Genomic DNA, 25229 nt, shown 5'->3' on the forward strand with positions numbered 1-25229 from the left:
TACTATTAATATACTGTGGCTATAACGCTACCTTTCGTACTCGCTTTGTAAACAAGCTGGCGGTGATGTTGAGAGGCGAGTGAGTGTAGTCTATAAGGAAATGCGCTTATGTTAGCTCGCTTGTCGACCCTATTTGTCCCTGTTCTTGTTACCGTTTCAACCTTCGTTAGCGTGCCTGCTTTTGCTCACGTAGAAAGCGTTACGTTGAAAGACAGCACCTTGATAGTTGATACCAATACCTATGATTTTTCAGTGTCTGCGGTGGCAGATAACAGCTTTGCTATCACTTTGCTCACCGACGAGCATGGCGAGGCTTACGACAACCTCCCCAGCATGGCCCTTGTCAATCAGGGCGCATTCTCTCCTACCCTTGAAGAAACCAGCACCGAGGTGTCGTTAAGCATTGGTAAGAGCTCGGTGGTTATCGACAAAGGCAGTCACGCGTTGTCCTATTTCTATGATGGCGAGCTTCGAGTCTCTGAGCGCGATGGCTTAACCGCCAGTGCTGAGAAGGTGTCGCTATCCCTCGCTCTTGATGAAAGCGAAATGCTATATGGCGGTGGACAGCGTGTGCTAGGCATGGACCGTCGAGGCCATACTATGCCGCTTTATAACAAAGCGCATTACGGGTATACCACGTCATCCAATCAAATGTATTTCGGCCTATCTGCCATAATGTCATCGAAGCATTACAGTGTGTTGTTTGACAACACAGCGTCGGGCGAGCTCGATATGGGAAATACAAATCCTGATGAACTGCGCTTTTCTGCAGAGGGCGGCCGGGCAAGCTACATTGTGGTGCTCGGTGAAAGTTTAAAAGACACTGCCACCTCAACTGTAGCCGTTACCGGCAAGCAGCCCCTCGTGCCGCGCTGGCTGTTTGGTAATTTTGCATCGCGTTTTGGCTACAAATCTCAACAAGAGGTGGCCGACGTTGTATCAGCATTTAACGCCCAAGATATTCCCCTAGACGCAGTGGTGCTAGATCTCTACTGGTTTGGTAAAGATATTAAAGGTCACATGGGTAATTTGAACTGGGATAAAGAGGCCTTTCCACACCCTGAAAAGATGATTTCATCCCTAAAGCAGCAGGACATTAAAACGGTTTTGATCACTGAACCTTTTATACTCACCACCTCTTCACAGTGGGAAAGTGCCGTCGCTAACAACGCGCTAGCGCAAAAAGACGATGGCAGCCCTTATACCTTCGACTTTTACTTTGGTAATACCGGGCTTGTTGATGTATTTAGTGATGAGGGGCGTAAGTGGTTTTGGCAGTATTATAAAAAATTAGCTGCGCAGGGTGTTGCTGGTTGGTGGGGTGACCTAGGCGAGCCAGAAGTGCACCCCGATGATTCTATTCATTTGTGGCATTCTAAAAAGATAAAAGGACAGGTACTTCATAACGGTTACGGGCATCAATGGGCTAAAATGGTGTATAGCAACCTGCGTGAATTGCAGCCTGATACTCGCCCTTTTGTACTCATGCGCTCAGGCTTCTTGGGAAGTCAGCGTTTTGGAATGGTGCCCTGGACAGGGGATGTAAGCAGAAGTTGGGGAGGCCTTAAGCCTCAAGTGGAACTCGCCCTTCAAATGAGCGTGTTTGGCCTGGCGTATACTCACTCTGATTTAGGTGGGTTTGCCGGAGGCGAAGCGTTTGACCCTGAACTTTACACCCGCTGGCTGCAGTTTGGCGCGTTTTCACCAGTATTCCGTCCTCACGCCCAAGACGCTATTGCGCCTGAACCCGTCTTTCACGACGACCCCGTTAAATCTATAGCTCGAGAATTCATTAAACTGCGCTACGCCATGCTTCCCTATAACTATTCGTTAGCCTTCGAAAATGCCTTACACGGCACGCCCTTGATGCGCCCACTCGCGTTTGATTACAACCAGAAAACGTGGTTTGAGAATGCACAAAGTTACATGTGGGGCGATGCGCTGTTAGTGTCTGTTGTTACTGAGCCTAACCAATCGAGCTGGGATGTTGCGCTACCTAAAGGTGTGTGGTTTGACTTCTTTTCCGATACCCGTTTTGAAGGTGGCAACGTTGTACAATATCCGTTGCAAGACAACACTTTTCCGGTATGGGTGAAGGCGGGTAGTTTTATGCCCATGTCAGAGGAGTTAGCGCGCACCGAAGATTACAACCCTGCTGAGCTAACGGTGCATTACTGGGCCGACGACTCGGTTTCCCACGCTTCCTACACCCTATATGAAGATGACGGGGTAAGCCCAGATTCCGTAAAATACGGTTTGTATACAGCAATGACATTTACTGCCAAGCATACTGAGCAACTTAGATTACATATCGATAGTGCGGGAAGCTACATGGGTATGCCTCAGCGACGTAAGCTTACTATGGTGGTACATGGTCAAGATACTCGTCCTACGCAAGTACAGGTAAACGGCGCGTCGAGTGATTTCACGTGGGATGAAAAAGGGAAAAGGCTTTCACTTGCAATTTCGTGCGATTATCAGCAGTCTGTAGAGATTAAAATCATGTAATCTAGCGTGCCGTTTTCACGCTTTTACGCAAGCACTTTTACTAAAGGGCTTTTACGTAAGCTCGGCTCAATATTGGTTTTTATACACTGATTTTCATTAGGTGGCTTTTATAAGGTGGCTGTCATGCAATAGCCTCACCTTATGAAGGCCAAATAATGCGTTCTTGAGCCGTTCCACATACTTTGGAGCACGAATGAGCCGCGCACCTGCCACCATCGTTATATTCTCTGGTTTTTTTTTAATTGGTAAACTGTTTTTGCTTTGGGGAATTCTGCTTCCCGACATTGCCGAAAACTTAAGCATGACTGAATTGGTGAGCGGCGCATTATTTTCGCTGTTCTCCGTTGGCATGATGCTAGGTGCAATTTTAGGCGGGAAGTACGCCAGTAGGTTTGAATACATGCCCTTACTGGCTAGCCTGTTCAGTGTGAATACACTGCTACTTGTTTTGGTTTCACTGCTATCTTCCTGGCAATGGTTTTTAGTTTTAGCGATAGCTATTGGTGTGGTGAGTTCCACCATATTTACAATAGGTCATACCCTCATTGCCCGAATGTACGCTGAAAAACGCTTTACCATGATGGGGCTAATGGACTTTATGTTTAGCCTTGGTACGTTCGCCGCGTCCTTTTTTGTTACCCTGTTGTATCTTGTAGAGCACAACTGGCGCTTACCCATTCAAGTGTTGGCAGGTGTGATGGCTGTCCTTTCTTGTTACGCCTATATCGCTGCCCGCTCTCAAGCAAAAATAGTCTCTGACGCGCCAAAGGCCGCGAAGAAAACCCTCACTTTCGGCGTTATTATTAAAAAGCCCGTGTTTATGTTTATGGCCTTGTTAGCCTTTGGGTACGGTGCAGTAGAGTTTGGCAACGCCAATTGGTTTGTCAGTTATGCGCAAAATGGCATTGGTTTTACCGGTGAGCAGTCGCGAAACCTGCTAGCCTGTTTTACCGCTGGAATGGTAATAAGCCGTCTTGTATTTCCTTTCTTATTGCGCTTTCTATCTGTGCACCGCCTTATCATGTTTATGGCAACCACCTCACTGATAGGCGTATTTGTGCTAAAAATTATGCCGTCGTTTTATGGCATAGGCGCAGGTAATTTATTGCTTGGTTTGGGGTTAGGCGGGTTATTTCCGTTAATGCTATCGGCAGCGATGAATATAGATAGTGATAACGGCCCTGTGCTTTCCGGCATTGCTATTATTGGTAACTCTACGGGAGTGCAGGTGGCATCGTTTTCAACCGGGCTTTGGGCAAATTTTGCGCCCCTTACCACCGCGTTTTGGGTAATACCTATTGGAGGCTGCGTGCTGTGGTTTGCATCCTACGGGTACAGCAGAATGTTGAAGCAGCAAAGGTAGCAGCCTTTTGCGGTGTGGTTAATTTTTTACTGAAGAATAAGGCATAGAGAACTCAGCCACTAAGCCTTGCTGTGGGTGATTACGCAAACTCACTTCGCCATTATGCGCTTCAACAATACGCCTTATTATGGCAAGCCCTAGGCCGGAACCAGAGGAGTTTCTGGCCTTATCCCCTTGAGCAAACGCCATAAACACACTATCCAGTTCGTTTTGAGGAATGCCCGGGCCAAAGTCACGTACTTTGCAGTACACGCGTTTCTCATGCCGATTATAAAAGCTGCTAATGGCAATATCATCAGAGCCATATTTAAACGCATTTTCAATGAGGTTATCTATTACCCGCTTCATGGCAATGCGACGAAGGGGAAGCATTGGAATAGGGTTTAGTTTTAACTCTATATGATGCTTTTCGTCTAAATGCCGAGCCTGAACTAAATCTGCGATAATAGAGTTTAAATCGGTTTCTTGTGTTACTTCTTCAGTGTCGTAGCGGGCGTAGTCGATGAACTGATCGATAATAGCGTTCATATCCTCAATATCATTCACAATCCCATCTTTTATCCAGTCTTGATCTTCTGGCAGCATTTCTGAGGCCAAGCGAATTCGGGTTAATGGCGTTCGTAAGTCGTGAGATATGCCGGCTGTCATTACGTTTCTGTCGGTTTCGAGCTGCTTTATACCTTGATTCATGCGGTTAAATGCTCGCGTTACCTGGATCATTTCAGTGCTGCCTTGCTCGCGAAGTGGAACAGGGTGCTCACCTTTGCCTACCGCAATCGCCGCTTTTTGCAGAGCAGATAATGGCCTCGTCATGCGCCTTACAAACAGCCAGCCTCCAGCGACACTGAGAATGCCGATTACCAAAAGATACATAGTGAGGGGCGAGATATTGGCTTCGTTTAGCCCAGAAATCGGAATGGAAATCCACGTGTCGGGGTAGCGATTTAGCGAGATCCAGACGGTGTACGGGGCATTCTCATCATTCGCTTGAGATTCGGTACTAATGCGAACGTCGGCTAGTTGATTAATATTTTCACTCACTTGAGAAGACATAAAGCCATAATACACTGCCGTTTCTAATCCGTTTTGTCGCGCCACACTTTCATCAAACACCCGAACCTTGGTTTCGTTGAAATAGGCCGTTCGGCTTTCTTGATTGCTGACCAGTAAGTCGTTGGCCAATACTGATTTTACTTGAGTAGCGAGCAAACTATTGATTTGTTGGTAGCTAGGCTGAATAAAATAGTAAGTAACAGAAATGTACGACACAATTTGGTTAATAAGCAGCAATACGCCTATTAGCATAACGGTTTGCCCGAAGGCACTTTTAGGGGTTAGGCGCACGTGGCATACACCTGCGCGGATTGCTGCTGGGGCGTCATGGCTTATACTTGTTCGCCATCAGGTACAAAGACATAGCCAAGCCCCCATACGGTTTGAATGTACCTTGGGTTAGCTGGATCTTCTTCTAACATTCTGCGCAAACGAGATACCTGCACATCAATACTGCGCTCTAAAGCACTGTAATCACGACCGCGGGCTAGGTTCATAAGCTTATCACGAGACAGCGGCTCTCTTGGGTGAGTCACTAACGATTTTAAAACAGCAAATTCCCCGCTGGTAAGGGTTAGCGGCCTATCACCTGCTGTCATTTCTCGTGTGGCTAAATTAAGCGTGTAGTTACCAAATTCGATAATTTGAACGTCTTTTGACGGTGCGCCAGGTGCTTCGCTGCTGCGCCTGCGTAAAACGGCTTTGGCTCGTGCGAGTAATTCTCTGGGGTTGAATGGCTTGGGAAGGTAATCATCAGCACCCATTTCAAGGCCTATAATGCGGTCTACCTCGTCACCTTTCGCAGTTAACATAATAATGGGCATGTCATTTTCCATTTGGCGTAGGCGACGACAAATAGAAAGTCCGTCTTCGCCAGGTAACATCAAATCTAGCACCATAAGGTGAAAGTTTTCCCGCTCTAACAGTCTGTCCATCTGCTCAGCATTAGCCGCGCTTCGAACCTGATAGCCTTGCTCTAATAAATAGCGCTCAAGCAGACTGCGAAGACGCATGTCATCATCGACAACGAGAATTTTTGAGGTTTCCTGACCCATAACCATACCCTTGAAAATACGTATTATTTACTATAACCACATGGCGAGAAATACAAAAGCGAGAATGTGTAAAATGAGAGAGCGGTTTGTTACAAATAGTGTCTACGAGGGCGTGTTAATCGTTGCTGTGCACAATTTACTCGGTATGCCTTAGTAAGTAAGGCTACAAATAAGACATTAAATTAGGTAGTAAAAAGGCAGCAAACGACAGATTGCCGCCTAAAAAGTAAAAATTTAGCAAGGAGTGATCGCTACTTAAACGAGACTACATTCAAGGCTTTAGTATCGGCGTTGCCGTTAAGGGTTTCTTTATAAAGCGCAATGATATCCTCAGTTCCTTTATGGCTCTGCTCAAAAAAGGTGTTGTCCACTTTACTAGCAAAACCTTGCCATGCTGTAGCATATTTTTTCAAAAAGACGTCGTGTCCCCACTCTTTTTGGCGCAACTTCACCCGCGAAGGCGCGAAAAATATCTCTGCATCTAGCAATTTTGGATTAGGCTTTTCTTGGGCTTCCCAGTCGGTGGCGCCAATAAGCGATACCTTACTCAACTTTTCGCCAATGGCCTGAGTAATATTGTTAATCAGGGTGCCGTTGGCAGCAAAATCGAGTAACCAGAAGGTATCACTTTTATCCAGCTTATCTAGCTCGCTGTAGCTAATGACATCGTCATAACAGTCGGTGGCTTTCACCATGTCTACATTTGCCGATGAGGTAAGCCCAATCACTTTGTAGCTTGCACCTCTTTGCGCTTTTTGGTCTTTTAAAAGCTGTGCGGTACCCAGTGCTGTTTTACTTGATGCACTTGAAAGTAGTAACGACTCGCCCTTTGAAAGCTCTGCTACGTAATCGTCTAATACAAAAGAGGTCATATACAGAGGGCGAAAGTTAAGCTGCCACGCTTCACGATTAGCATCATAACCAGGGTCGGCGCTGCAGCGAAGGTACTGGTCGTAAACTGGGCTAATACTTTTGCGGTTTTCATGAATATCAGAGAAGCCATGAGGTGCTACTTTGCCTGCCTTAATGACCCAATGACTTGCCATTGGCAAATAGCCAAATACCTTTTCACCTTCTTGAATATCAGGGTGACGAGACACTTTTACTGTGGCAAAACCCCACACCGGAACAATGCCATAACCTTCTTCAGCGGGAAAAAATCCCCAATAGCCCATTTTAAAACCCAGCGCAGCATAGGTGATGTTATTCGCTGAAAAGCCAAAACTGTCGGTTTCCAGAATGAGTTCGCCCTCGCTGAGGTGCTCGCAATCAAGCTGCACATCCACCACTTTGGTTCCATTGAGGTTGTTTTGGTTTAACCATATTTGGGTTGAAGTAACGGGTGAATTTGCTTCTGGTGCAGATGACGGTGCAGATGAAGGTGAAGGCAAGGCCATGGTGATATCCTTAATAGATTAATATAGCATCACCATGGCGTAAATAAGTGAGTATTGCGACTAGTTGTTGTTAATATATTGTTATAGGAAACAGATATAGAAGGCGCTTTTTACTCTTCGTCTGAATTCAACCAGTCCATTTGGTGTCCTGCGCGGCGTTTCTTATTTAAAATATCTTCAAGCAGCGGAGATAAAATAAGCTCCATGGCTAATCCCATTTTTCCGCCAGGCACCACAAGAGTGTTAATACGAGACATAAATGCGCCATCAATCATCTTTAGAAGGTAGGGATAATCTACCGTTTTCATTTCACGGCGAAAGCGCACTACGACAAAACTTTCGTCTTGAGTGGGTATTTCTCGGGCGCTAAATGGGTTCGATGTATCTACCGTAGGCACTCGCTGAAAATTAACATGGGTACGAGAAAATTGAGGAGTAATGTAATGAAAGTAATCGTCTAGCCCGCGAACAATGCTGCTCATTACCGCTTCTCGTGAATGGCCTCTGTCTGTGGTATCGCGAACGATTTTTTGAATCCACTCTAAATTTACAATAGGTACCATGCCCACGAGTAAATCCACATGCTTTGCTACATCGTTTTCTTCGGTTTTCACACCACCGTGCAGCCCTTCGTAAAACAGCAAATCGGTATTTTTTGGTAAATCTTGCCAAGGCGTAAAGGTGCCAGGCATTTGATTAAACGGGACCGCTTCATCGAAGGTGTGTAGGTATTGTCTGAATTGTCCGGTGCCCGAACTGCCATATTCTCTAAAAATCGACTCAAGGAGTTCGAAGTCGTTGGCCTTTGGGCCAAAGTAGCTAATGTGCCTACCTTGTTCCTGTGCCTTGCGAATTTCTACTTCCATTTCAGGTCGTGTAAAGCGGTGAAAGCTGTCACCACCCACAACGGCCGCATTCACATTTAGGTTTCTAAAAATGTGACGTATGGCGTTCGTGGTTGTGGTTGTACCCGCACCTGATGAACCTGTTATAGCAATAATAGGGTGTTTGACAGACATAGGACTTCTTGTTGGAAATGACAGTGACTAGTTATAAGCTGATGTGGCTGAAGAATCAAGGGCACTGCAGGACAGCAAGTTGACATTCTAACGCGCTTGAAGCAACTTAGCACACTGTTGATTTACGACACATTACTACAGGGACCTTGGTTATGTTGTTTTTATTCGGTGTTCTTTTCGCCATCGTTATTTGCGCTGGAGCTATTTTATCATTTGCCCAGCAAAGCCAAATAACGGCATTAGTGAAAGAAGTTCGACTGCTTAAAAAGCAGATGTCACAACGAGACTCCTTATCTGAAAGAAATGACACAGATACTCAAATCTCTGTAGGCGAAGACTCTGTAGGTGCAGGCTCCTCAGGGGAAAGCTCGTTAGACTTAAGCTCCGCAAATTCAGGCTCAGAAGATCCAAGCTACGTAGATTTAAGCCTTCTCGATTCAAATGAGACTGACTCATCAGATATTCCAAGCACTTCTTCCAGCGCGTTCAATGCTGCATCAGAATCTGTAGAGAGTGTAGATCATCAATCAGAAGCGAAAGAAAGCGCGGGTTCATCCTCGTTTTTTAAACGCTTCTTTTCCAGCGACTCCAGTTTAATGACATCCATAAAAAGCAACGCCTTACTTTGGCTAGGTGCGGCAGTGCTTGCTGTTGGCGGTGTCTTTTTAGCGGTGTATTCTATTGAAGCAGGGCTGGTATCTGCCAAGGTCCGCATTGTATTCGGAGCTGCTTTTGGTCTTTGTCTTGTTGGGTTGGCCGAATACCTTGCACGCCATCGAGAAAAATTCAGCATTTACTCACCTACCATTTGCGCGGCACTGGCTAGTGGCGGGGTAATAACCTGTTATGCCATCATTCTAGTGGCCTACGATTTTTATCAGTTTTTTCCGCCACTATTTGCATTTTCGTTGTTGGCTGCGGTGGCATTTGGCGCTATCTCCCTGGCGCTTCGCTACGGTCCGCTACTGGCATTAATTGGCATTGCAGGCGCTTATGCCATTCCAGCGTTAATTCAGACAGACTCTAACAGTATTACTACCTTGCTTGTTTTTGTGTCTTTAGTGTCACTTTCTGGGGTGTGGGTGTCTCAAAAGGTCGGGCAAATATGGCCCTGGCGGCTAAGTATGATTGGGCATTTTGTGTGGGCGTTTGTCGCTGTGAATCATACCGGTCCTCTCGATATTTGGGTGTGGCTTGGCTTCACCACTTTTTCTGTATATTTGTTTTCTTTTACCCATACGCTGGGCTGGTCACTGCAAGAGCAGTGCAGCGACGTTAAGTCAGTTAAGGCGATGCTGACTCCCTCTCGTGAATTATTCGGCATACTGCTGCCTTTTACGTTACTGCACGTCTATTTGATGGCCCACGGCAGCGATATGCATATTTGGGTTAGCAGTGCGGTATTAGGTGCTTTATTATTATTGCCTTCTTACCGACACAGCACCTTCGACAGTTGGCCATGTCTACTGGTTGTTGCCTCAATCATTCATATACTGTTGCTAAAAGATATCATGCCTTTCGCTTACGCCAACTCTGGTAACGCAGGTGGTCTTTCTCCAAATACGCTTAACTCACAAGACTTGGCAACGCTATTTACAGGGTATTATTTATACGTGCAGATTGCCGTAGTTGCCTTTACGTCCTATGTGGCGTTTATGGCCCATAGAACAGGTCGTCCAGCATTTTGGTTTTATGTCGCCGTGTTTCCAATTGCTTTATATGGTGTGAGCTATGTGGTAAGTGCGGCATCGGCGCAGGAGGCTTTATATCGTGTCTGGGCATTCGAATTAGCGCTATTAGCAATAGTCAGTACGACAGTGGCCTTAAAGTCTCGTGGTTTAGGTCAGCTCACTTATGCCGTGCTGGCTAATGCGTGCCTTACTTTATGTCTTACCATGCTGTTAGAGGCAGCCGTTTTATCGTTCGCCTTGGCCTTGCAGGTAGCAAGTATCAGCGTATTAAGTGCTCGCTATAAAGTGACACTACCTGATTGGTTATACAAAATATTGCTAACAGCCGTATTAGTGCGAATTACGGTGGCGCCGTGGTTGGCAGATTATGCTAACGAGAGTTTTTGGGGGACTCACTGGACCGCCATTATTTATCCTCTCATTTTTGCAGCATTAATTATTGCCAAAAAATACAACCCATCCACAACGTTAAAAGTGTGGTTAGAAGGTGCACTCATTCACGTAGCAGCCCTTTTTATTACAACGGAACCAAGCTATTACCTCACCGGAAGCTATCCTGATTTACTGGCAGGTGATTATCAAGATCGAGTGCTGGTGGCCCTAGGTTGGTGTGCACTCGCTGCGGCCTACTGTTATAGAGCGTTTATTGCTCAATCTATGACAGTGTTGTATCGCGTTGCTGCATTGGTGCTGTTAATTGGGGTAGGTATTACTCATGTGGATATTAGTGTTGCCAATAATCCCTTTATTCATTCCCAACCTACTGGTGAGAGAACCGTGTTTAACTGGTTACTATTGCAATGGCTATTGCCCGCATTACTCGCCACAAGTGTGTTGTCTAGTGCATTGCAGCGCATGATTTTGGGCACCCCGGATGCGCTAAATACTATTTTAAGCAAAAAAGTCCGCATTAATTTAGGTGTAATTGCAGGTGGATTCGCCTTTTTATACATTAACAGCATCATTCGCGGTGCCTTTCACAATGCAAACCTATTATTAGAAAGTGGTTTCACTCAGCCTGAGCTTTACACGTATTCTGTGTGCTGGTTAGTAATCGCTACTGCAACCATATTTATTGGCCAATTTAAGCAACACCAGCTTGCGGTAAAACTGGGTTTTGGTTTACTCGCGTTAGTTATTTTAAAAGCATTCGTTGTTGATATGGCAAACCTTGAAGGTTTATACCGAGCGCTGTCCTTTATTGGGCTGGGACTGGGCCTTGTAGGCATTGGTTGGCTGTTCCAAAAGCTTCGTGGCGACGCTGAATTGCTTGACGCATGACTTTTTACTTTCTTTATATATTTTAATAGTTTACCTATACGACACAGGGGTGTCGTATGACAAAAACAGATGATTTACTGTCCTGTCGCATTAGTGCCGTTTCACTTACTCGCTATTTCCGATGAAATACGCTGGCATTGAAGCAAAGGAGAACAATCATGCAATCAAATGAAGTTATAAAACAATCGCAAGTATCTAGAAGAGAACATATGAGTCAAGTATCGCTAAACAATGGGTATTGGTTTTATTTCGACCACGAAGGTAATGATATCTCTATGTGGGGCTCGGTGTTTAGTGGTAAGGAAAAAGTGTCTTTCAATAACGAAGTGGTATCGTCGTTTAGAAATTTAAGCAGCACAAAAAGTGAACATGCATTTACTAAAAATGGTCATGAGTATCTCGTGAAAACACACATGACTCATGTTCTGCGCGGTGAATTAAACGTCACGCTTTTTTGTGATGGTAAAGAAGTGGCCAGCGAAACGCTATCGCAATTGGAAAAAGGAAATTTACTTAAATCCTTTTTCAGTATGGATAGATTTTTATTCGTAGGGTTAATTGTGGGCTTTCTTTGTGGCTATTTAGGCTTTATGAGCTTCTCCGGATAACATTATGACGCAAATAACAATGAGGCAGGGGCTTTGGTGTCACTTACAGCACGAAGGGCACAATATAGCGGTGCACTGCAGTTTGTGGTCGGGCAAAGAGGTTGTGTATGTGGACGATCACCCTGTATCAGAACATCGAAACCTGTTTCGATTTACTGGTCGACATGCGCTTAGACTAAATAACCAAGATTATACTCTCGAAGTGGAAGTGGAGAACCCTTTCACTTACCGCACAGAGGTGCGCCTAAAAAAAGGTGCACGTACTGTGCAGCGAGAGACTACATCTATGCTTTCTCGCAACAATTCGTTATTTAAAAACATCGCTGTGATTGCCTGTATTGCCGCTTTGGGGGCGGTGTTTGGTTATTTTGCAGTTATGCATTTTGCAGGGTGAAATAGCAAATGGAAGTGAGAGGCGATATTGTTAAAGAAATGCGCATAGCGCGAGCGTGGACCCAAGCGCAGCTGGCAGAGTTATGCGACGTAAATTTACGCACCATTCAGCGGGTGGAAAACAAAGGGAATGCATCGCTAGAGACCATCATGGCCTTATGCGTTGCCTTTGATGTAAAGCGTCAGACATTATTTAAAGTACCGGAAGTTGCAGAGGTAGAGCCAGCACGACAAAACCCAGTAAAAGCGTACCTATTTATTTTTATATGTGGTCTTGTGGTTGGTGGTGGAGCCAGTACAACAATTTTAGCGCTGCTATAAAGTTGCTTAGTGTTAACACTATTAAGTGGATTGGTCTCAACTTTACCTGACACTCTTAAGTTCGTGAAGGAGCCATTGATTTATTGCAAACTTATTGGCAGCTATGAGCGAATTGCAATCGTATAACAAGCGGCCCCACCTGATAAATTTCCGCTGTAAACATTTGTGCAATAACACGCACAAAAGCCGCCATCCAAAAATTGCTCTGTGAGCCGGGCGTTAGCCCTTATTTCTCTCATTGACCGAAGTAATCCAATGGATTACTATAAGCGTTATGCTCACGACAATAACCGAATTACCTGAATACATTAAACGAGCAGATTCGTTACTTTACGAAGCTGAGCGCAAAACCCTAATTGATTATCTTTCTGAGCATCCAAAAGCGGGAGATATCATGGAAGGTACCGGCGGTATTCGTAAATTACGCTGGAGTAGGGGCAATAAAGGAAAAAGCGGTGGTGTAAGAGTTATCTATTACTATCATGATGAACGTATTCCTTTGTATCTTCTTACCATATTTGGAAAAAGTGAGCGCGCGAATTTGTCCAAAGCTGATAGGAATGAATTAGCTAAACTCGTTGAAATTCTCGTAAAGAAAGCATTGGAGAAAAATTATGAATAGTGCTTATGAAAGTATTGCTCAAGGACTTCAAGAGGCAATCGATCTTAATGACGGCAAAAAGGTGGCGGCTAAAACACATCGGCTACCTCAGGTTGATGTAGCCAGTATTAGGCACGGTTTGGGATTAACACAAATGGAGTTTGCTTCCAAATTTTGCATCAGCGTGTCAACTCTTAGGCATTGGGAAAGGGGCGACCGCACTCCTCATGGTCCAGCATTAGCACTTTTGAATGTAGTCGCCAAAGAGCCAAAGGCAGTTTTGCGTGCGCTGGGCTAACAAGCCAATAAATAACACCCGCTCCGCTGGCTGACACAATTCTTCGCTGGCGGCTTCGCCACTCTGCCCCGCATGTCTGCGCCTGTTATCGGAAAGTTAATGTCTGCTCCTTGTCTGAAGCTGCCTAATCAATTAATGGGCCAGTCAATTAACAGCCCAGTGCCTTTCATTCGTCTATCGACTTACCGTTGTGATGGTGTTGCTGTGAGCGAATGATAAGGTGGGCTTCTTCTTCGTCTAAATCAAGTAAACCTCGTACCCGTTCAATATGATGAGCGTCATGTTCACTGAGCACACCGTCATCTAGCGCGGTGCGAACGGTGTCTTTGAACCGGTCTCGTTTAAGCTGCATTTTTCCTGTAATGCAGCGAGTAACCAGATGATTGAAACAAATAAAAAAAGCGAATTAGTCAGCACTAATTCGCTTTTATTTTTACTGAAGTTAGAGTTTAAGAAAGTTTTGCTTAATTAAGCACCCTAAACTCGACGTTAAAGCTAGGCTTTCGCTTCTCTTGCTATCGCTCGATGAGCAATATCAGAACGATAGTAAACGTCTTTGAACTGAATAGTATTTAGCAACTCGTAGGCTTTTTGCTGCGCTTCAGTTACGCTATTACCAAGCGCTGTGGCACACAGTACACGTCCGCCAGCGGTAACGACTTTGCCGTCGCTAAGCGTAGTTCCAGCATGAAACACCTTGCCTTCTAATTGTGCTGCTTCTTCAAAACCTGTTATTTCATCGCCCTTGTCATAGCTACCCGGATAGCCGCCAGCTGCCAGTACAACACCCACTGAAGCGCGAGAGTCGAAGTCGATGGTTTGCCCGTCAAGTTCGCCCTTACAGGCTGCAATACACAGAGGAACCAGGTCGGACTGTAAACGAAGCATTATAGGCTGAGTTTCTGGATCGCCAAAGCGACAGTTGTACTCGATAACCTTAGGCGTACCGTCAGCCATAATCATAAGGCCAGCATAAAGGAAACCCACATAGTCATTACCTTCCGCCGCCATGCCTTCAACCGTAGGCATGATCACTTCTTTCATAACGCGGTCGTGGATAGCTTGGGTAACTACCGGCGCTGGAGAGTATGCACCCATTCCGCCAGTGTTTGGCCCTTTGTCGCCATCAGCCGCTCGCTTGTGGTCTTGGCTTGTGGCAAACGGCAGTACGTTTTTGCCATCTACCATGACAATAAACGACGCTTCTTCGCCATCTAAAAATTCTTCAATGACCACTCTGCTGCCAGCGTCGCCAAAGGCATTGCCCGCTAACATATCGCGAATAGCGGCTTCTGCCTCTTCCAAGGTCATCGCAACAATCACGCCTTTACCCGCCGCTAGGCCGTCTGCCTTAACAACAATGGGTGCGCCTTTTTCGCGAACGTAGTCGATGGCAGGCTCTATTTCAGTAAAGTTCTGATATTCGGCAGTGGGAATGTGGTGGCGCGCTAAAAAGTCTTTAGTAAATGCCTTAGACCCTTCAAGTTGCGCGGCCGCCTGTGTAGGACCGAAAATCATTAGTCCTTCGTTAGTGAATGTATCGACAACACCTGCAACTAGCGGCGCTTCTGGACCAACAATGGTAAGTTCAACATCGTTACCTTTCGCAAAAGAAACGAGCCCTGCGATGTCATTAACATCGATAGGTACATTTTCTAGCTTAGGCTCTATTGCTGTGCCTGCATTACCAGGCGCGACAAAAACTGTTGAAACTTCAGAAGACTGGGCTGCTTTAAAAGCGAGCGCATGTTCGCGACCACCGCCGCCAATTACAAGTACGTTCATTCACTATTCCGTTTTAACTTTAGGTTTTATTAATTAGGCTTTTTAAATTTAAGCGTCATGCGATTACTCTCACCGATGGCAAGGTATTTTACACGATCTTGATCTTCAAGTGCTAAGCGAGGAGGTAATGTCCACACACCTTTTGGATGATCGGCCGTATCCATTGGGTTTGCATTAACGTCGCTGCTTGCTTCTAGTGTGAAGCCGGCTTTTTCAGCTGCGGCAACAACATAGCTACGCTTCATGTAACCACTGTTTTTCATGGCTTCATTATCGGCACTTTCTGGCAGTTGGTGCTCTACCACACCTAATACGCCACCTGGCTTAAGCGCTTTGAAAAAGGCACCAAAGGCATTATCAACACCTTCATCTTCGCTACGCATGTACCAGTTATGTACATTGCGGAACGTTAGCACCATATCAGCGCTGCCTGCTTGGGCAATATCTAGGGCTTTGGTTGGATGGAAAGCAGTGATCAGAGCGCCTTCATATTTCATGCCCGGCTTAGTTTGCTCTTTAAAGCCGTCTAGTGCTTTTTTGTAGTAGTCGTTCGTCGACTCATCGACATAGTAATGCGCTGCTACATACTGGCCGTCGCCTTTCACAACAGAGCTGATGATGTCTGCATACCAACCGCCGCCAGGCGATACTTCAACTACCGTCATGTCTGACGTTAGTCCAAAAAATCGAAGGGTTTGTTGAGGGTTGCGATATTCATCGCGTACTTTCGCTTTTGCCGTGCGGATATCACTCATTGCGGCATCCGATATGGCATCGGCTGTAGCGTAATTTGCAGAGAAGCCGAGGCTGGCTGCTAATACTAATTGAGCTAACTTTTTCATTATTATTTCCTTTTCTGTCGAGGGTATTTTTGTCAAAGCACTCTAGGTCGATACGCCCTAGGACATGGTGCTCTTTTTAACACTATTCTTTGTAACAACAGTATTTGTGTTAACACTATTACTACAAGGTACCACAAGTCAGATCAAGACTATCAGCTAAGTGTGACACGCATCCGACACCCAACAGAATAATTCGCAACTCTATCGCATTCACGCTCTACCATCGGTACATGCCGTTAATACGCGTTTCTGCTGTATATACGGGGTACAAACAATGTAATAAACCGAGTGATAAACAAGGTGTAAAACAAAGTAGTTAACCCATGTGCTTATTTACTGATAAATAGACTAACGGGGAGCAAGTTACAGTGTGACTCCACTGCAACAAGCATGCTGCAGTGGAGCCCCGCTGGGGTCTATATCTATTCATGCGCAAAAAGCGCACGCCTTTTAGTAGGCGCCAATCGTTCAATAAATGCGAAAGGTTTAATAGACGCCAACTTTTTCAAAAGGTTTAGTGGCGGAAGTGGCGCATACCCGTGAACACCATAGCAATGCCGTGTTCGTCAGCTGCATCAATCACTTCTTGGTCGCGCATCGAGCCGCCGGGTTGAATCACCGCTTTTATACCGGCTTCTGCTGCTGCATCTATGCCATCTCTAAATGGGAAGAATGCATCTGAAGCCATGACCGAACCAGCTACTTCAAGGTTTTCATCTGAGGCTTTTATACCTGCAATTTTTGCAGAGTATACGCGGCTCATTTGTCCTGCGCCCACACCAATAGTCATACCATCTTTACAATACACAATGGCATTAGATTTCACGTATTTGGCTACTTTCCAGCAGAACATAAGGTCGCGAAGCTGCTCTTCAGATGGCTTGATTTTAGTCACAACCTCTAAGTCTTCTTTATCGACCATGCCGAAGTCGCGTTCTTGAACTAACAGGCCGCCATTAACGCGTTTAAAGTCGTAACCTTCGGTTAACTGGCCAGCCCACTCGCCACATGCTAGAAGGCGTACATTCTTCTTCGCACTGACTACTTCTTTCGCTTCGTCGCTCACTGTTGGCGCAATAATCACTTCAACGAACTGACGGTCAACAATAGCTTGCGCTGTTTTAGCATCGAGCTCGCGGTTAAAGGCAATGATGCCGCCAAATGCAGAGGTAGGGTCGGTTTTAAACGCACGGTCGTAGGCGCTTAAAATATCGTCACCAATGGCAACACCACAAGGATTGGCGTGTTTAACAATAACGCATGCTGGCTCGTCGAATTCTTTAACGCACTCTAGCGCTGAATCGGTATCGGCAATGTTGTTAAACGATAGCTCTTTACCCTGAAGCTGTTCAGCGGTGGCAACAGAGGCTTCTTGAATTGTATTTTCAACGTAAAAAGCGGCATTTTGATGACTGTTTTCACCATAGCGCAGGTCTTGTTTTTTGCTCATTTGAACGTTGTAAGTACGAGGGAACTCACTGTGCTGGTGGTCGCAGTCTTCTTCACATTCTGTGCTATCTAGACGTGCACCAAAGTAGTTGGCAATCATGCCATCGTACTCAGCAGTGTGTTCAAATGCTTTAATGGCTAGGTCAAAACGGGTTTTGTAATTCAACGAGCCGCTGTTGGCGTTCATTTCTGCTAGTACACTGTCGTAATCTGCTGCATTGACCACAATAGTCACGTCTTTGTGGTTTTTCGCTGCCGCACGCACCATTGTCGGGCCACCGATATCGATATTTTCGATAGCGTCTTCTAATGTGCAATCATCGTTGGCAACAGTAACCGCAAACGGATATAAGTTTACGACGACCAAGTCGATAGGCGCAATATTGTTTTCTTGCATAACCGCTTCATCAATACCGCGACGGGCTAATATGCCGCCATGTACTTTAGGGTGAAGGGTTTTAACACGGCCAGCCATAATTTCAGGGTGACCTGTGTGATCAGACACTTCCGTTACAGGAAGGCCTGCATCGGCGATAAGTTTCGCAGTTCCGCCTGTTGATAAAAGCTCAACGCCTGCATTGTTAAGCGCTGTCGCGAAATCGACGATACCTGTTTTGTCAGAGACACTTAAAAGAGCACGTTTGATTGGTTTTGGTGTTTGCATAAATGTAGTAGCTTCAAAGTTGTAGTGTTGAAACAAAAAGAGCACCGATTGGTGCTCTTTGCTGGGCAGCGCCCTTAAAATTTTAGTTCATGCCGTATTGCTTTAACTTTTTGCGAAGTGTGCCGCGGTTGATGCCCATCATAATCGCTGCGCGGGTTTGGTTGCCGCGCGTGTAGGTCATAACTTCTTCTAGAAGTGGTGCTTCCACTTCAGCCAGTACCATTTCGTACAAGTTATCGATGTTTGCGTTGTCTAGTTGCTTTAGGTACTTGTTAACCGCTTGCTTAACAGAGTCGCGCAAAGGCTTTTGAGCCTGCGTTTGTGAAGGCGTAGTTACGGTAGTAGTAAAAGGTGAAGTCACGTTTTGATCGAACATAATACTGTGTTGCTCTTTAGTTAGTCATCACTATGCTGCGGGAGAAATCTGTCGGTTTTCTCTAGTCTGCAGCGCTTGAAAATATGCATTTAGTGCATCGAGTTGCTCAGTAGCATCATCGATAGCGTTAAACGTTTTACGAAACTGACGATCCGTATCATGCTCCGAGAGATACCAGCCCACGTGCTTTCGGGCTATTCTTACACCGGCTGTGTCACCGTAGAAACCTTGTACGTTCGTTACGTGCTCGTGCAAAATTTCAAACTGTTGTGACAGTGGCGGTGGAGCCACGGTTTCGCCCGTTTCAAGATAATGTTGAATTTGTTTAAAAATCCAAGGTTTACCTTGCGCGCCGCGACCTACCATAACGCCATCTGCACCAGTGTAATTCAGTACCTCTTGTGCCTTTTGTGGAGAAGTAATATCACCATTTGCAATAACAGGTATTGATATTGCCGCCTTTATTCTGCGTATGGTGTCGTACTCTGCTTCTCCTTTATACATACACGCTTTTGTTCTACCGTGAACAGCAAGCGACTGTATGCCGTTTTGCTCTGCAATGCGGGCAATATCTACCCCATTGCGATTTTCTGGATTCCAACCGGTACGTATTTTCAGTGTTACGGGAACATCCACAGCCTTAACTACTGCTTTGATGATACTTTCCACTGTGTCTGGGTACTGAAGCAGTGCTGAACCTGCAAGCTTCTTATTCACCTTCTTAGCAGGACAACCCATATTGATGTCGATGATTTGCGCACCATTATCAACATTAAATTGCGCTGCTTGCGCCATAAGCTCAGGATCGGCACCCGCTATCTGTACAGAGCGAATTCCTTCTTCGCCCTCGTGGTTCATGCGCGCCTGCGACTTTGCGGTATTCCATACTTTTGGATTACTCGACAGCATCTCAGACACTACAAGACCTGCGCCTAGGCGCTTGCATAATTGACGAAACGGTCGGTCAGTTACGCCAGCCATGGGAGCTAACATCAAATTGTTATCTAACTTATATGGTCCAATTTGCAAAGGTTGTTGCAAAGGCTTTTGCACAGTTGGTTGCATAGGTTGTTGCATAAGTTAACGAGAAGCTCACCATTTGTAATTGCACAGAAATTATACACCCGGCTAAAACGGGGCGCTAAGTGTACGTGTTTTCTCAATGCTTGAAAAGGCTAAAAATCACACAAAATTTCACTTATCGGTATTGACAGCGAAAAAAATCTGTCTCGTTAGTAATCTAACGCACAAATGCTGGTGAAATTTTGTGCTTGATACGTGAAAGCCACGAGTTAAAAGGGATGTAATGTGAAAAAATTTAACAATTACATCCTGCTTTTTATCAATTTATCGTATTGCGTAACACTGAGAAATTGAAAATGTATGCGGGTTCAGTGAACAATAAATATCACAGGTGATGTCTTATTGTGCGCGCATTACTAATGCTTGCATCCGGATACTCTCGCCCATTCACCGTCAATTGCACTAGGCTCTATTACAATATCTTCTGCATAGGCCTGTTCAATAGTAGGAACTTGTTCGGCTAAAATACCCGACAGCACGAGCAGTCCATTGGATTTGCAATATCCGGTAATTATTTCTCGCAGCTCAAGAAGGGGGCCGCTGAGTATATTCGCTACCACTACGTCTGCCTCTAGCGTTGGCTGATTTTCGGGTAAAAACACGTCTAGGCGGTCTTCTACCCCATTTCTGCGGGCATTTTCTTTTGTGGCTTGTAAAGCCTGAGGGTCGATATCAATCCCGACTACACGTTTGGCGCCTAGTTTTAAGGCGGCTAACGCCAAAATGCCGGAGCCACAGCCGAAGTCCACCACGGTTTTGTCAGTCATGTCGATACCATCTAACCAGCGTAAACATAAGGCAGTCGTGGGGTGGGTACCCGTACCAAAGGCTAGGCCGGGGTCGAGCATCACATTAACGGCATTAGGATCGGGAACGTCTCGCCAGCTCGGGCATATCCACAGCCGTTCTCCAAACTGCATGGGATGGAAGTTGTCCATCCACTCACGCTCCCAGTCTTTGTCTTCTAGTGGTTCAAGCTTGTATTTGAAGTCTGGGCCCAATACTTTTGCTTTGGCTAACCGTTCTAAAATACGTTTCATATCAGCGTCGGCTTCAAATAGACCAACCACTTGTGTGTCGGGCCAAAGCAGCACTTCGCCAGGCTTGGGCTCATACATAGGGGTATCTTTCGCGTCAACATACGTGACGGCTTGAGAGCCATTGGCACTTAGCATATCGCCAATTGCATCTGCGTGTTCCGAAGTGGTATTAATTCGTAGTTGTAGCCAAGCCATAGTCGTATGCCGTTAACGTATTTGGCAGTATTGTACCTTTCACCTGATGTAAACGAAATCCGGCGGCTGATAAAAATAGTGTTCATTAGGGCATCCCCTAGTTTTACCGCTCCTTTTTGCTATGTTCTTCTCAATAAACACGCTTTCGAAAAAACAGCTTTTTGATTAAAAGTTAATCTTTTGTCGACTACCAACTTATCTGCAAGCTTGTATTATTGACGCTTACTTATCCCTAAATGAGAATCACTTACATATGCGATCACTGCTTTTACCTCTTTTTATACTGCTAGCTGCTTCTAATGTGCAGTCTCGAGAAGTGGAGGTACTTGTGGGAATGGATAAGCCGCCATACGTGAATTCTGCTAATGACAGTGGATTTGAAGTTGATCTAGTACGCGCTATTCTTAGCGATATGGGGCACAGTGCAAAAGTGCTCTATCTGCCCTATGGCAGAACGACAAAGGTCATTAATCAAGGGGCTGTTGATATTGCGCTAACGCTGACGCCTTCTCATGCAGTATCGGAAGATATCCTCTCTAATCCATACATTGCTTATCAAAATGTTGCGATAACACGTTCAGACAGAAAACTTCACATTGATAGTATTGAAGCGCTAAAGACAAAGAGTGTGGTGGCCTTTCAAACTGCCACATCAGTACTTGGTAAAAGGTTTGAAGCAACGCTGTCTTCGCAGCCGACCTATTTAGAAATGGCAAAACAAGCGCGACAAGTCGACATGCTAATGCTAGGCAGTGTTGATGTGGCGGTTATGGACAGAAATATTTTTTCTTACTTCAAACTAAACGACGACAGGTATAAAACCGATGATGTGGTGTTTCATGAACTCTTTCCTATTTCTACCTATCGAGCGGCTATTCCTAATAAAGAGCTGCGTGAAGCGTTTAATCACAGTTTGTCTACAATTATTGAAAGCGGTCGCTACCAAGCTTTATTAGAAAAGTATGGGCTTGAATGGAGCGGGTCAGAAAGTGTGTTCGCTATTCTTTCTAATAGCGCGCCGTTACCAGCGCACTTTTATTAGTGCGCTTTCCTATTAACTTTCTTTGCAGAGCAAAAAATGCTTAGCTATTTAAAAAGCTATCCACGTAGTGGAAGATAAGTAACGCTTGTTTCTGTGGCTTTGAATGCCTTTCTTACAGCGGCAATATCTTGCTCGGTTACAGAGGGTGCGAATGCTTCCACCGTTCCTTTTAGCGATGCGTTCACGCCCACACCATCCCGACATGAATCGCTAGAGGCTCCTCGAGCCCGACTTATGCTTCTTGGGCAATTATCCAGAACATCTGGTGACTCCTTGTTGTCTGCAATTGAGTCTTCTCTCAATATGATTTTGCCACCGTAATAAATTTTACTTTCCGACAATGAAAGTGCGGCCAGCTGTCCTTCAAGGATATTCCAGGTATTTACTTCACCTTCTTTAGCGCAACTTACCTTACCGAAATGGTAGGTGCCCGTTTCTAATTCTGCCGCTGCAAACGCACTTGTCGTAAATGTGAGACGCTGGGTGTCCGCATTAGACTGAGGGACTAATTCGATATCGAGCTTGTCACAGTTCAGGTTGCTTGAAAGTTGGAGTATATAAGCGGTGTTTGGTGCTTTGGTTTGGTTGGCAACCGCGGAGGATGCCGCGACGGCGAGAATAGCCGAAGCAATAAAGAAGCGATTCATACAATATCCTTATAAGTTGAGTGTATAACAGTAGTTGGTAAGTACGTTATTCGCAATCTCTGTTGTTTAATTTTGTGGCACGTTTATTTTCCATTTAGGGTCTACATACCGCCAGCGTAACGTAGTTATTTTCGTTACATATGAACTATTTTTGCTGCATAGTATAAAAAGTAGTTAATGCGAAAAAGTACGCTAAAAAAGCGCGTTAATTAAATTACACAGCTATTTATGCTGAAGGCAGGTCGCCAACAGTCTTTTGAGTAGTTGTGTAGCAAAATAAGGGAAAAATAATGATAAAGAAGTGGTATCTACTCATATTTGTGGCGCTGTGCGGCGCATGCACAACAACAAGTAAACAGCAAAACACGGCATCACAATGGCTGGATAAACCGGCGTATGCCCAAGCCGGCGCTATTCAGTCTGGCGAGTTATCGTCGTATGATTTGGTATCTGGCTATTTAGCTCGCATTGAGCGCCTAGATACTGATACTAACAGTGTACTGGCTATTAATACCCAAGCCCTTGAGCAAGCTAAGCGCATTGATGCAAAAATTAAGAATGGCGAAAGCGTCGGCGCATTAGCCGGAATTCCCGTTTTATTAAAAGATAATATTGAAACAAGTGAGATGGCAACCACCGCGGGGTCGATGGCACTGCTGAACAATACAACGGGTCGCGACGCGCCGATTGTGGCTAAGCTAAAAGCAGCAGATGCCATCATATTAGGTAAAACGAACTTATCAGAGTGGGCAAACTTTCGCTCGGAGTCGTCTATTAGTGGATGGAGTGCAGTGGGCGGGCTAACCCGTAATCCACACTTATTATCGAGAAGCGCCTGTGGCTCTTCATCAGGTTCTGGCGCCGCTATGGCCCTTCGCCTAGCCTCTCTTGCCGTAGGTACTGAGACAAATGGCTCTATTATCTGCCCGTCTTCAATGAACGGTGTGGTTGGCTTTAAACCAACAGTAGGTATGCTTTCTCGCACTCATATTGTCCCTATTTCATTTAGCCAAGATACTGCTGGGCCAATGACAAATAGCGTACAAGATGCATGGTTAATGGCATCTATCATGGCCGGTGAAGATGCAAAAGACAACGCCACAGCCGATGCGGGCAAGCACCTTATTCAACCGCCTAATTCATCGCTTATTGCTACTGATTTAAAAGGTGTAAGAATTGGTGTGGTACGTTTCAGACAAGGCGATAACCCTCATATACTCGCAGCCTATGAAAATGCGTTAAGCAGTCTGGAAAATGCAGGCGCTACCCTTGTTGATATTGACGACTTCGACCAGCCAGATAGCTTTTGGGCAGACTCGTATAACGTTCTGTTAAGTGAGTTCCATTCCTCGATTAACGAGTATTTAGCCGACTCGCCTGCAGATATTCCTGCGAGAGATTTACAGGCACTTATCGCTTTTAATAAAACAGATGAACGAGAGCTAGCGTTGTTCAATCAAGACATTTTTGAACAGTCGCTTGAAGCTGCAGCCATCGATAGCGAGGAATATAAGTCGGCACTTTCACTGATTCAGAAAACCGCAGGAACCAACGGCATCGATACACTGATGCAGCAGCACAATGTTGATGTTTTGGTTTCTCCTTCGAACAGTCCTTCGTTTTTAATCGACGGGGTGTATGGCGATCACTCGCCAGGCGGATTTATCGGCGTTGGCTATTTAGCTGCGGTAGCAGGGTACCCACATTTAACCGTACCTGTTGATGACATTAAAAACCTTCCTGTTGGACTTAGCTTCATCGCGGGTAAGTGGATGGATGAAAAGGTATTGCGAATTGGTAGTGTTTTTGAAGCCAAGCATGGTTTTTCTATCACTCCGGGTCTTTTACCTTCACGATTTGATGCGCCTGAGCTTGAATCTATTACTGAAAATGTGACGTCCAACTAGGGCTTAGTTCCTCTATGAGGAGCTAACAGCGTCTCATAACTGAAACACAAAAAAAAGAGCCTCAACACCATGCGTCGAGGCTCTTTTCTATTATTGGTTTACACAATAATTGTGTAATGAGTGATTAACAGCTTGTTCTTCTTTGTTCACTCTGCCTCGTTGGTTGCCACTAATCTTCAATGAAGTTCAGCGCTTACGAAACTACCGCTACGTTAGCACTGTCATTAACCATACGTTTGAGACAGCGCCGATAAGCCAACAGTGAAAGACACGCTATCTAGCCAGGCTTTTTAACCCAAGCACTACACCAGCCGTTCGCATTTACCAGTTTGCCGGGGAAGATATTACATGGACGGTGTGGTTCGCCATCGGCGCCCTGTACGTACATGCAGTTACTGCATTTTGCGCCTTCTACGGTAGAAGCAGGTGTGTAATTTAGCGCTTTCGCAGTGGCATCGTCTGCGCTCAGCTGTTCTTGAGCTTGTGCACGCAGTGCAACGCCACCTAGGGTTAACCCTATTAGCGTTGAGCCCGTAAATTTCATAAAGTCGCGGCGATTAACAGATTTCATAACATTCTCCCAATGAGATAGAAACGATAATGATTCTTTT

23 protein-coding genes are annotated in these 25229 nt (G+C 45.4%); 10 read left to right on the forward strand and 13 right to left on the reverse strand.

Annotated elements, in window-relative coordinates; all coding sequences use genetic code 11:
- Positions 1 to 108 precede the first annotated feature (108 nt).
- Entirely contained in the window at positions 109 to 2508 is a 2400-nt protein-coding gene (locus V7R39_RS11330; protein ID WP_334030758.1) for a TIM-barrel domain-containing protein, read from the forward strand.
- Positions 2509 to 2701: 193 nt separating this feature from the next.
- Positions 2702 to 3871 (forward strand): MFS transporter, encoded by a 1170-nt coding sequence (locus V7R39_RS11335; RefSeq protein ID WP_334030759.1) that lies wholly within the window; start codon positions 2702 to 2704, stop codon positions 3869 to 3871.
- Positions 3872 to 3889: 18 nt separating this feature from the next.
- Here the strand turns inward: V7R39_RS11335 and envZ are convergent, their stop codons facing one another.
- The 4 genes from envZ to V7R39_RS11355 all read right to left on the reverse strand — a co-directional run bounded on the left by envZ (position 3890) and on the right by V7R39_RS11355 (position 8395).
- Positions 3890 to 5215: a two-component system sensor histidine kinase EnvZ gene (gene envZ / locus V7R39_RS11340; protein ID WP_334030760.1), complete on the reverse strand. Its 1326-nt coding sequence runs from the start codon at positions 5213 to 5215 to the stop codon at positions 3890 to 3892.
- A gap of 41 nt (positions 5216 to 5256) precedes the next feature.
- The gene (gene ompR, locus V7R39_RS11345) at positions 5257 to 5979 is read right to left on the reverse strand and encodes an osmolarity response regulator transcription factor OmpR (RefSeq protein ID WP_334030761.1); all 723 of its coding nucleotides are present in this window, start codon (positions 5977 to 5979) and stop codon (positions 5257 to 5259) included.
- Between the two features lie 251 nt (positions 5980 to 6230).
- On the reverse strand, positions 6231 to 7376 hold the full coding sequence (locus V7R39_RS11350; protein WP_334030763.1) for a DUF2855 family protein: 1146 nt from the start codon (positions 7374 to 7376) through the stop codon (positions 6231 to 6233).
- A 110-nt stretch (positions 7377 to 7486) separates the two neighbouring features.
- The gene (locus tag V7R39_RS11355; RefSeq protein ID WP_287010995.1) at positions 7487 to 8395 is read right to left on the reverse strand and encodes a phosphoribulokinase; all 909 of its coding nucleotides are present in this window, start codon (positions 8393 to 8395) and stop codon (positions 7487 to 7489) included.
- Positions 8396 to 8547: 152 nt separating this feature from the next.
- Here V7R39_RS11355 and V7R39_RS11360 point away from each other — a divergent pair, with 152 nt between their 5' ends.
- From V7R39_RS11360 to V7R39_RS11385, 6 genes are all read left to right on the forward strand, one after another.
- Positions 8548 to 11367, forward strand: a complete 2820-nt coding sequence (locus tag V7R39_RS11360) for a DUF2339 domain-containing protein (RefSeq protein ID WP_334030765.1) — start codon at positions 8548 to 8550, stop codon at positions 11365 to 11367.
- A gap of 158 nt (positions 11368 to 11525) precedes the next feature.
- Positions 11526 to 11975 carry a hypothetical protein gene (locus V7R39_RS11365; RefSeq protein WP_269518162.1) on the forward strand — a complete coding sequence of 150 codons (450 nt, stop codon included), beginning with the start codon at positions 11526 to 11528 and terminating at the stop codon, positions 11973 to 11975.
- A gap of 4 nt (positions 11976 to 11979) precedes the next feature.
- Positions 11980 to 12369: an immunoglobulin domain-containing protein gene (locus V7R39_RS11370; RefSeq protein ID WP_334030767.1), complete on the forward strand. Its 390-nt coding sequence runs from the start codon at positions 11980 to 11982 to the stop codon at positions 12367 to 12369.
- Between the two features lie 8 nt (positions 12370 to 12377).
- A complete protein-coding gene (locus V7R39_RS11375; protein WP_334030769.1) occupies positions 12378 to 12689 on the forward strand; it encodes a helix-turn-helix transcriptional regulator in 312 nt (103 codons plus the stop codon).
- A 274-nt stretch (positions 12690 to 12963) separates the two neighbouring features.
- Positions 12964 to 13311, forward strand: a complete 348-nt coding sequence (locus tag V7R39_RS11380; protein ID WP_334030771.1) for a type II toxin-antitoxin system RelE/ParE family toxin — start codon at positions 12964 to 12966, stop codon at positions 13309 to 13311.
- Positions 13304 to 13588 (forward strand): helix-turn-helix domain-containing protein, encoded by a 285-nt coding sequence (locus V7R39_RS11385; protein ID WP_334030772.1) that lies wholly within the window; start codon positions 13304 to 13306, stop codon positions 13586 to 13588. Before V7R39_RS11380 ends, V7R39_RS11385 begins: the two co-directional genes overlap by 8 nt.
- Positions 13589 to 13754: 166 nt before the next feature.
- Here the strand turns inward: V7R39_RS11385 and V7R39_RS11390 are convergent, their stop codons facing one another.
- The 7 genes from V7R39_RS11390 to prmA form a co-directional block, all read right to left on the reverse strand.
- On the reverse strand, positions 13755 to 13940 hold the full coding sequence (locus tag V7R39_RS11390; RefSeq protein ID WP_334030773.1) for a hypothetical protein: 186 nt from the start codon (positions 13938 to 13940) through the stop codon (positions 13755 to 13757).
- Positions 13941 to 14083: 143 nt separating this feature from the next.
- Complete coding sequence (gene purD, locus V7R39_RS11395) at positions 14084 to 15373, reverse strand: phosphoribosylamine--glycine ligase (RefSeq protein ID WP_334030774.1); 1290 nt, start codon at positions 15371 to 15373, stop codon at positions 14084 to 14086.
- A gap of 29 nt (positions 15374 to 15402) precedes the next feature.
- Positions 15403 to 16215, reverse strand: a complete 813-nt coding sequence (locus V7R39_RS11400) for a class I SAM-dependent methyltransferase (RefSeq protein WP_334030776.1) — start codon at positions 16213 to 16215, stop codon at positions 15403 to 15405.
- Positions 16216 to 16729: 514 nt separating this feature from the next.
- Positions 16730 to 18328 (reverse strand): bifunctional phosphoribosylaminoimidazolecarboxamide formyltransferase/IMP cyclohydrolase, encoded by a 1599-nt coding sequence (gene purH, locus V7R39_RS11405; protein WP_334030777.1) that lies wholly within the window; start codon positions 18326 to 18328, stop codon positions 16730 to 16732.
- A gap of 82 nt (positions 18329 to 18410) precedes the next feature.
- On the reverse strand, positions 18411 to 18704 hold the full coding sequence (fis, locus tag V7R39_RS11410) for a DNA-binding transcriptional regulator Fis (RefSeq protein ID WP_012520109.1): 294 nt from the start codon (positions 18702 to 18704) through the stop codon (positions 18411 to 18413).
- Between the two features lie 30 nt (positions 18705 to 18734).
- Positions 18735 to 19733: a tRNA dihydrouridine synthase DusB gene (dusB, locus tag V7R39_RS11415; RefSeq protein ID WP_334030892.1), complete on the reverse strand. Its 999-nt coding sequence runs from the start codon at positions 19731 to 19733 to the stop codon at positions 18735 to 18737.
- Positions 19734 to 20143: 410 nt separating this feature from the next.
- Complete coding sequence (gene prmA, locus V7R39_RS11420) at positions 20144 to 21022, reverse strand: 50S ribosomal protein L11 methyltransferase (protein ID WP_334030778.1); 879 nt, start codon at positions 21020 to 21022, stop codon at positions 20144 to 20146.
- Positions 21023 to 21275: 253 nt separating this feature from the next.
- Between prmA and V7R39_RS11425 the strand changes: the two genes are divergently transcribed.
- Positions 21276 to 22064, forward strand: coding sequence for a substrate-binding periplasmic protein (locus tag V7R39_RS11425; RefSeq protein ID WP_334030779.1), 789 nt, complete (start codon positions 21276 to 21278; stop codon positions 22062 to 22064).
- 56 nt (positions 22065 to 22120) lie between these two features.
- Here V7R39_RS11425 and V7R39_RS11430 read toward each other — a convergent pair whose 3' ends face one another.
- Positions 22121 to 22711, reverse strand: coding sequence for a hypothetical protein (locus V7R39_RS11430; RefSeq protein ID WP_334030780.1), 591 nt, complete (start codon positions 22709 to 22711; stop codon positions 22121 to 22123).
- Between the two features lie 290 nt (positions 22712 to 23001).
- Between V7R39_RS11430 and V7R39_RS11435 the strand changes: the two genes are divergently transcribed.
- Positions 23002 to 24618, forward strand: coding sequence for an amidase (locus V7R39_RS11435; RefSeq protein WP_334030781.1), 1617 nt, complete (start codon positions 23002 to 23004; stop codon positions 24616 to 24618).
- Between the two features lie 277 nt (positions 24619 to 24895).
- Here the strand turns inward: V7R39_RS11435 and V7R39_RS11440 are convergent, their stop codons facing one another.
- Positions 24896 to 25189, reverse strand: a complete 294-nt coding sequence (locus tag V7R39_RS11440; RefSeq protein ID WP_334030783.1) for a high-potential iron-sulfur protein — start codon at positions 25187 to 25189, stop codon at positions 24896 to 24898.
- Positions 25190 to 25229: the final 40 nt, after the last annotated feature.

Source organism: Alteromonas sp. P256 (assembly GCF_036864455.1).
Lineage (GTDB): Bacteria > Pseudomonadota > Gammaproteobacteria > Enterobacterales > Alteromonadaceae > Alteromonas.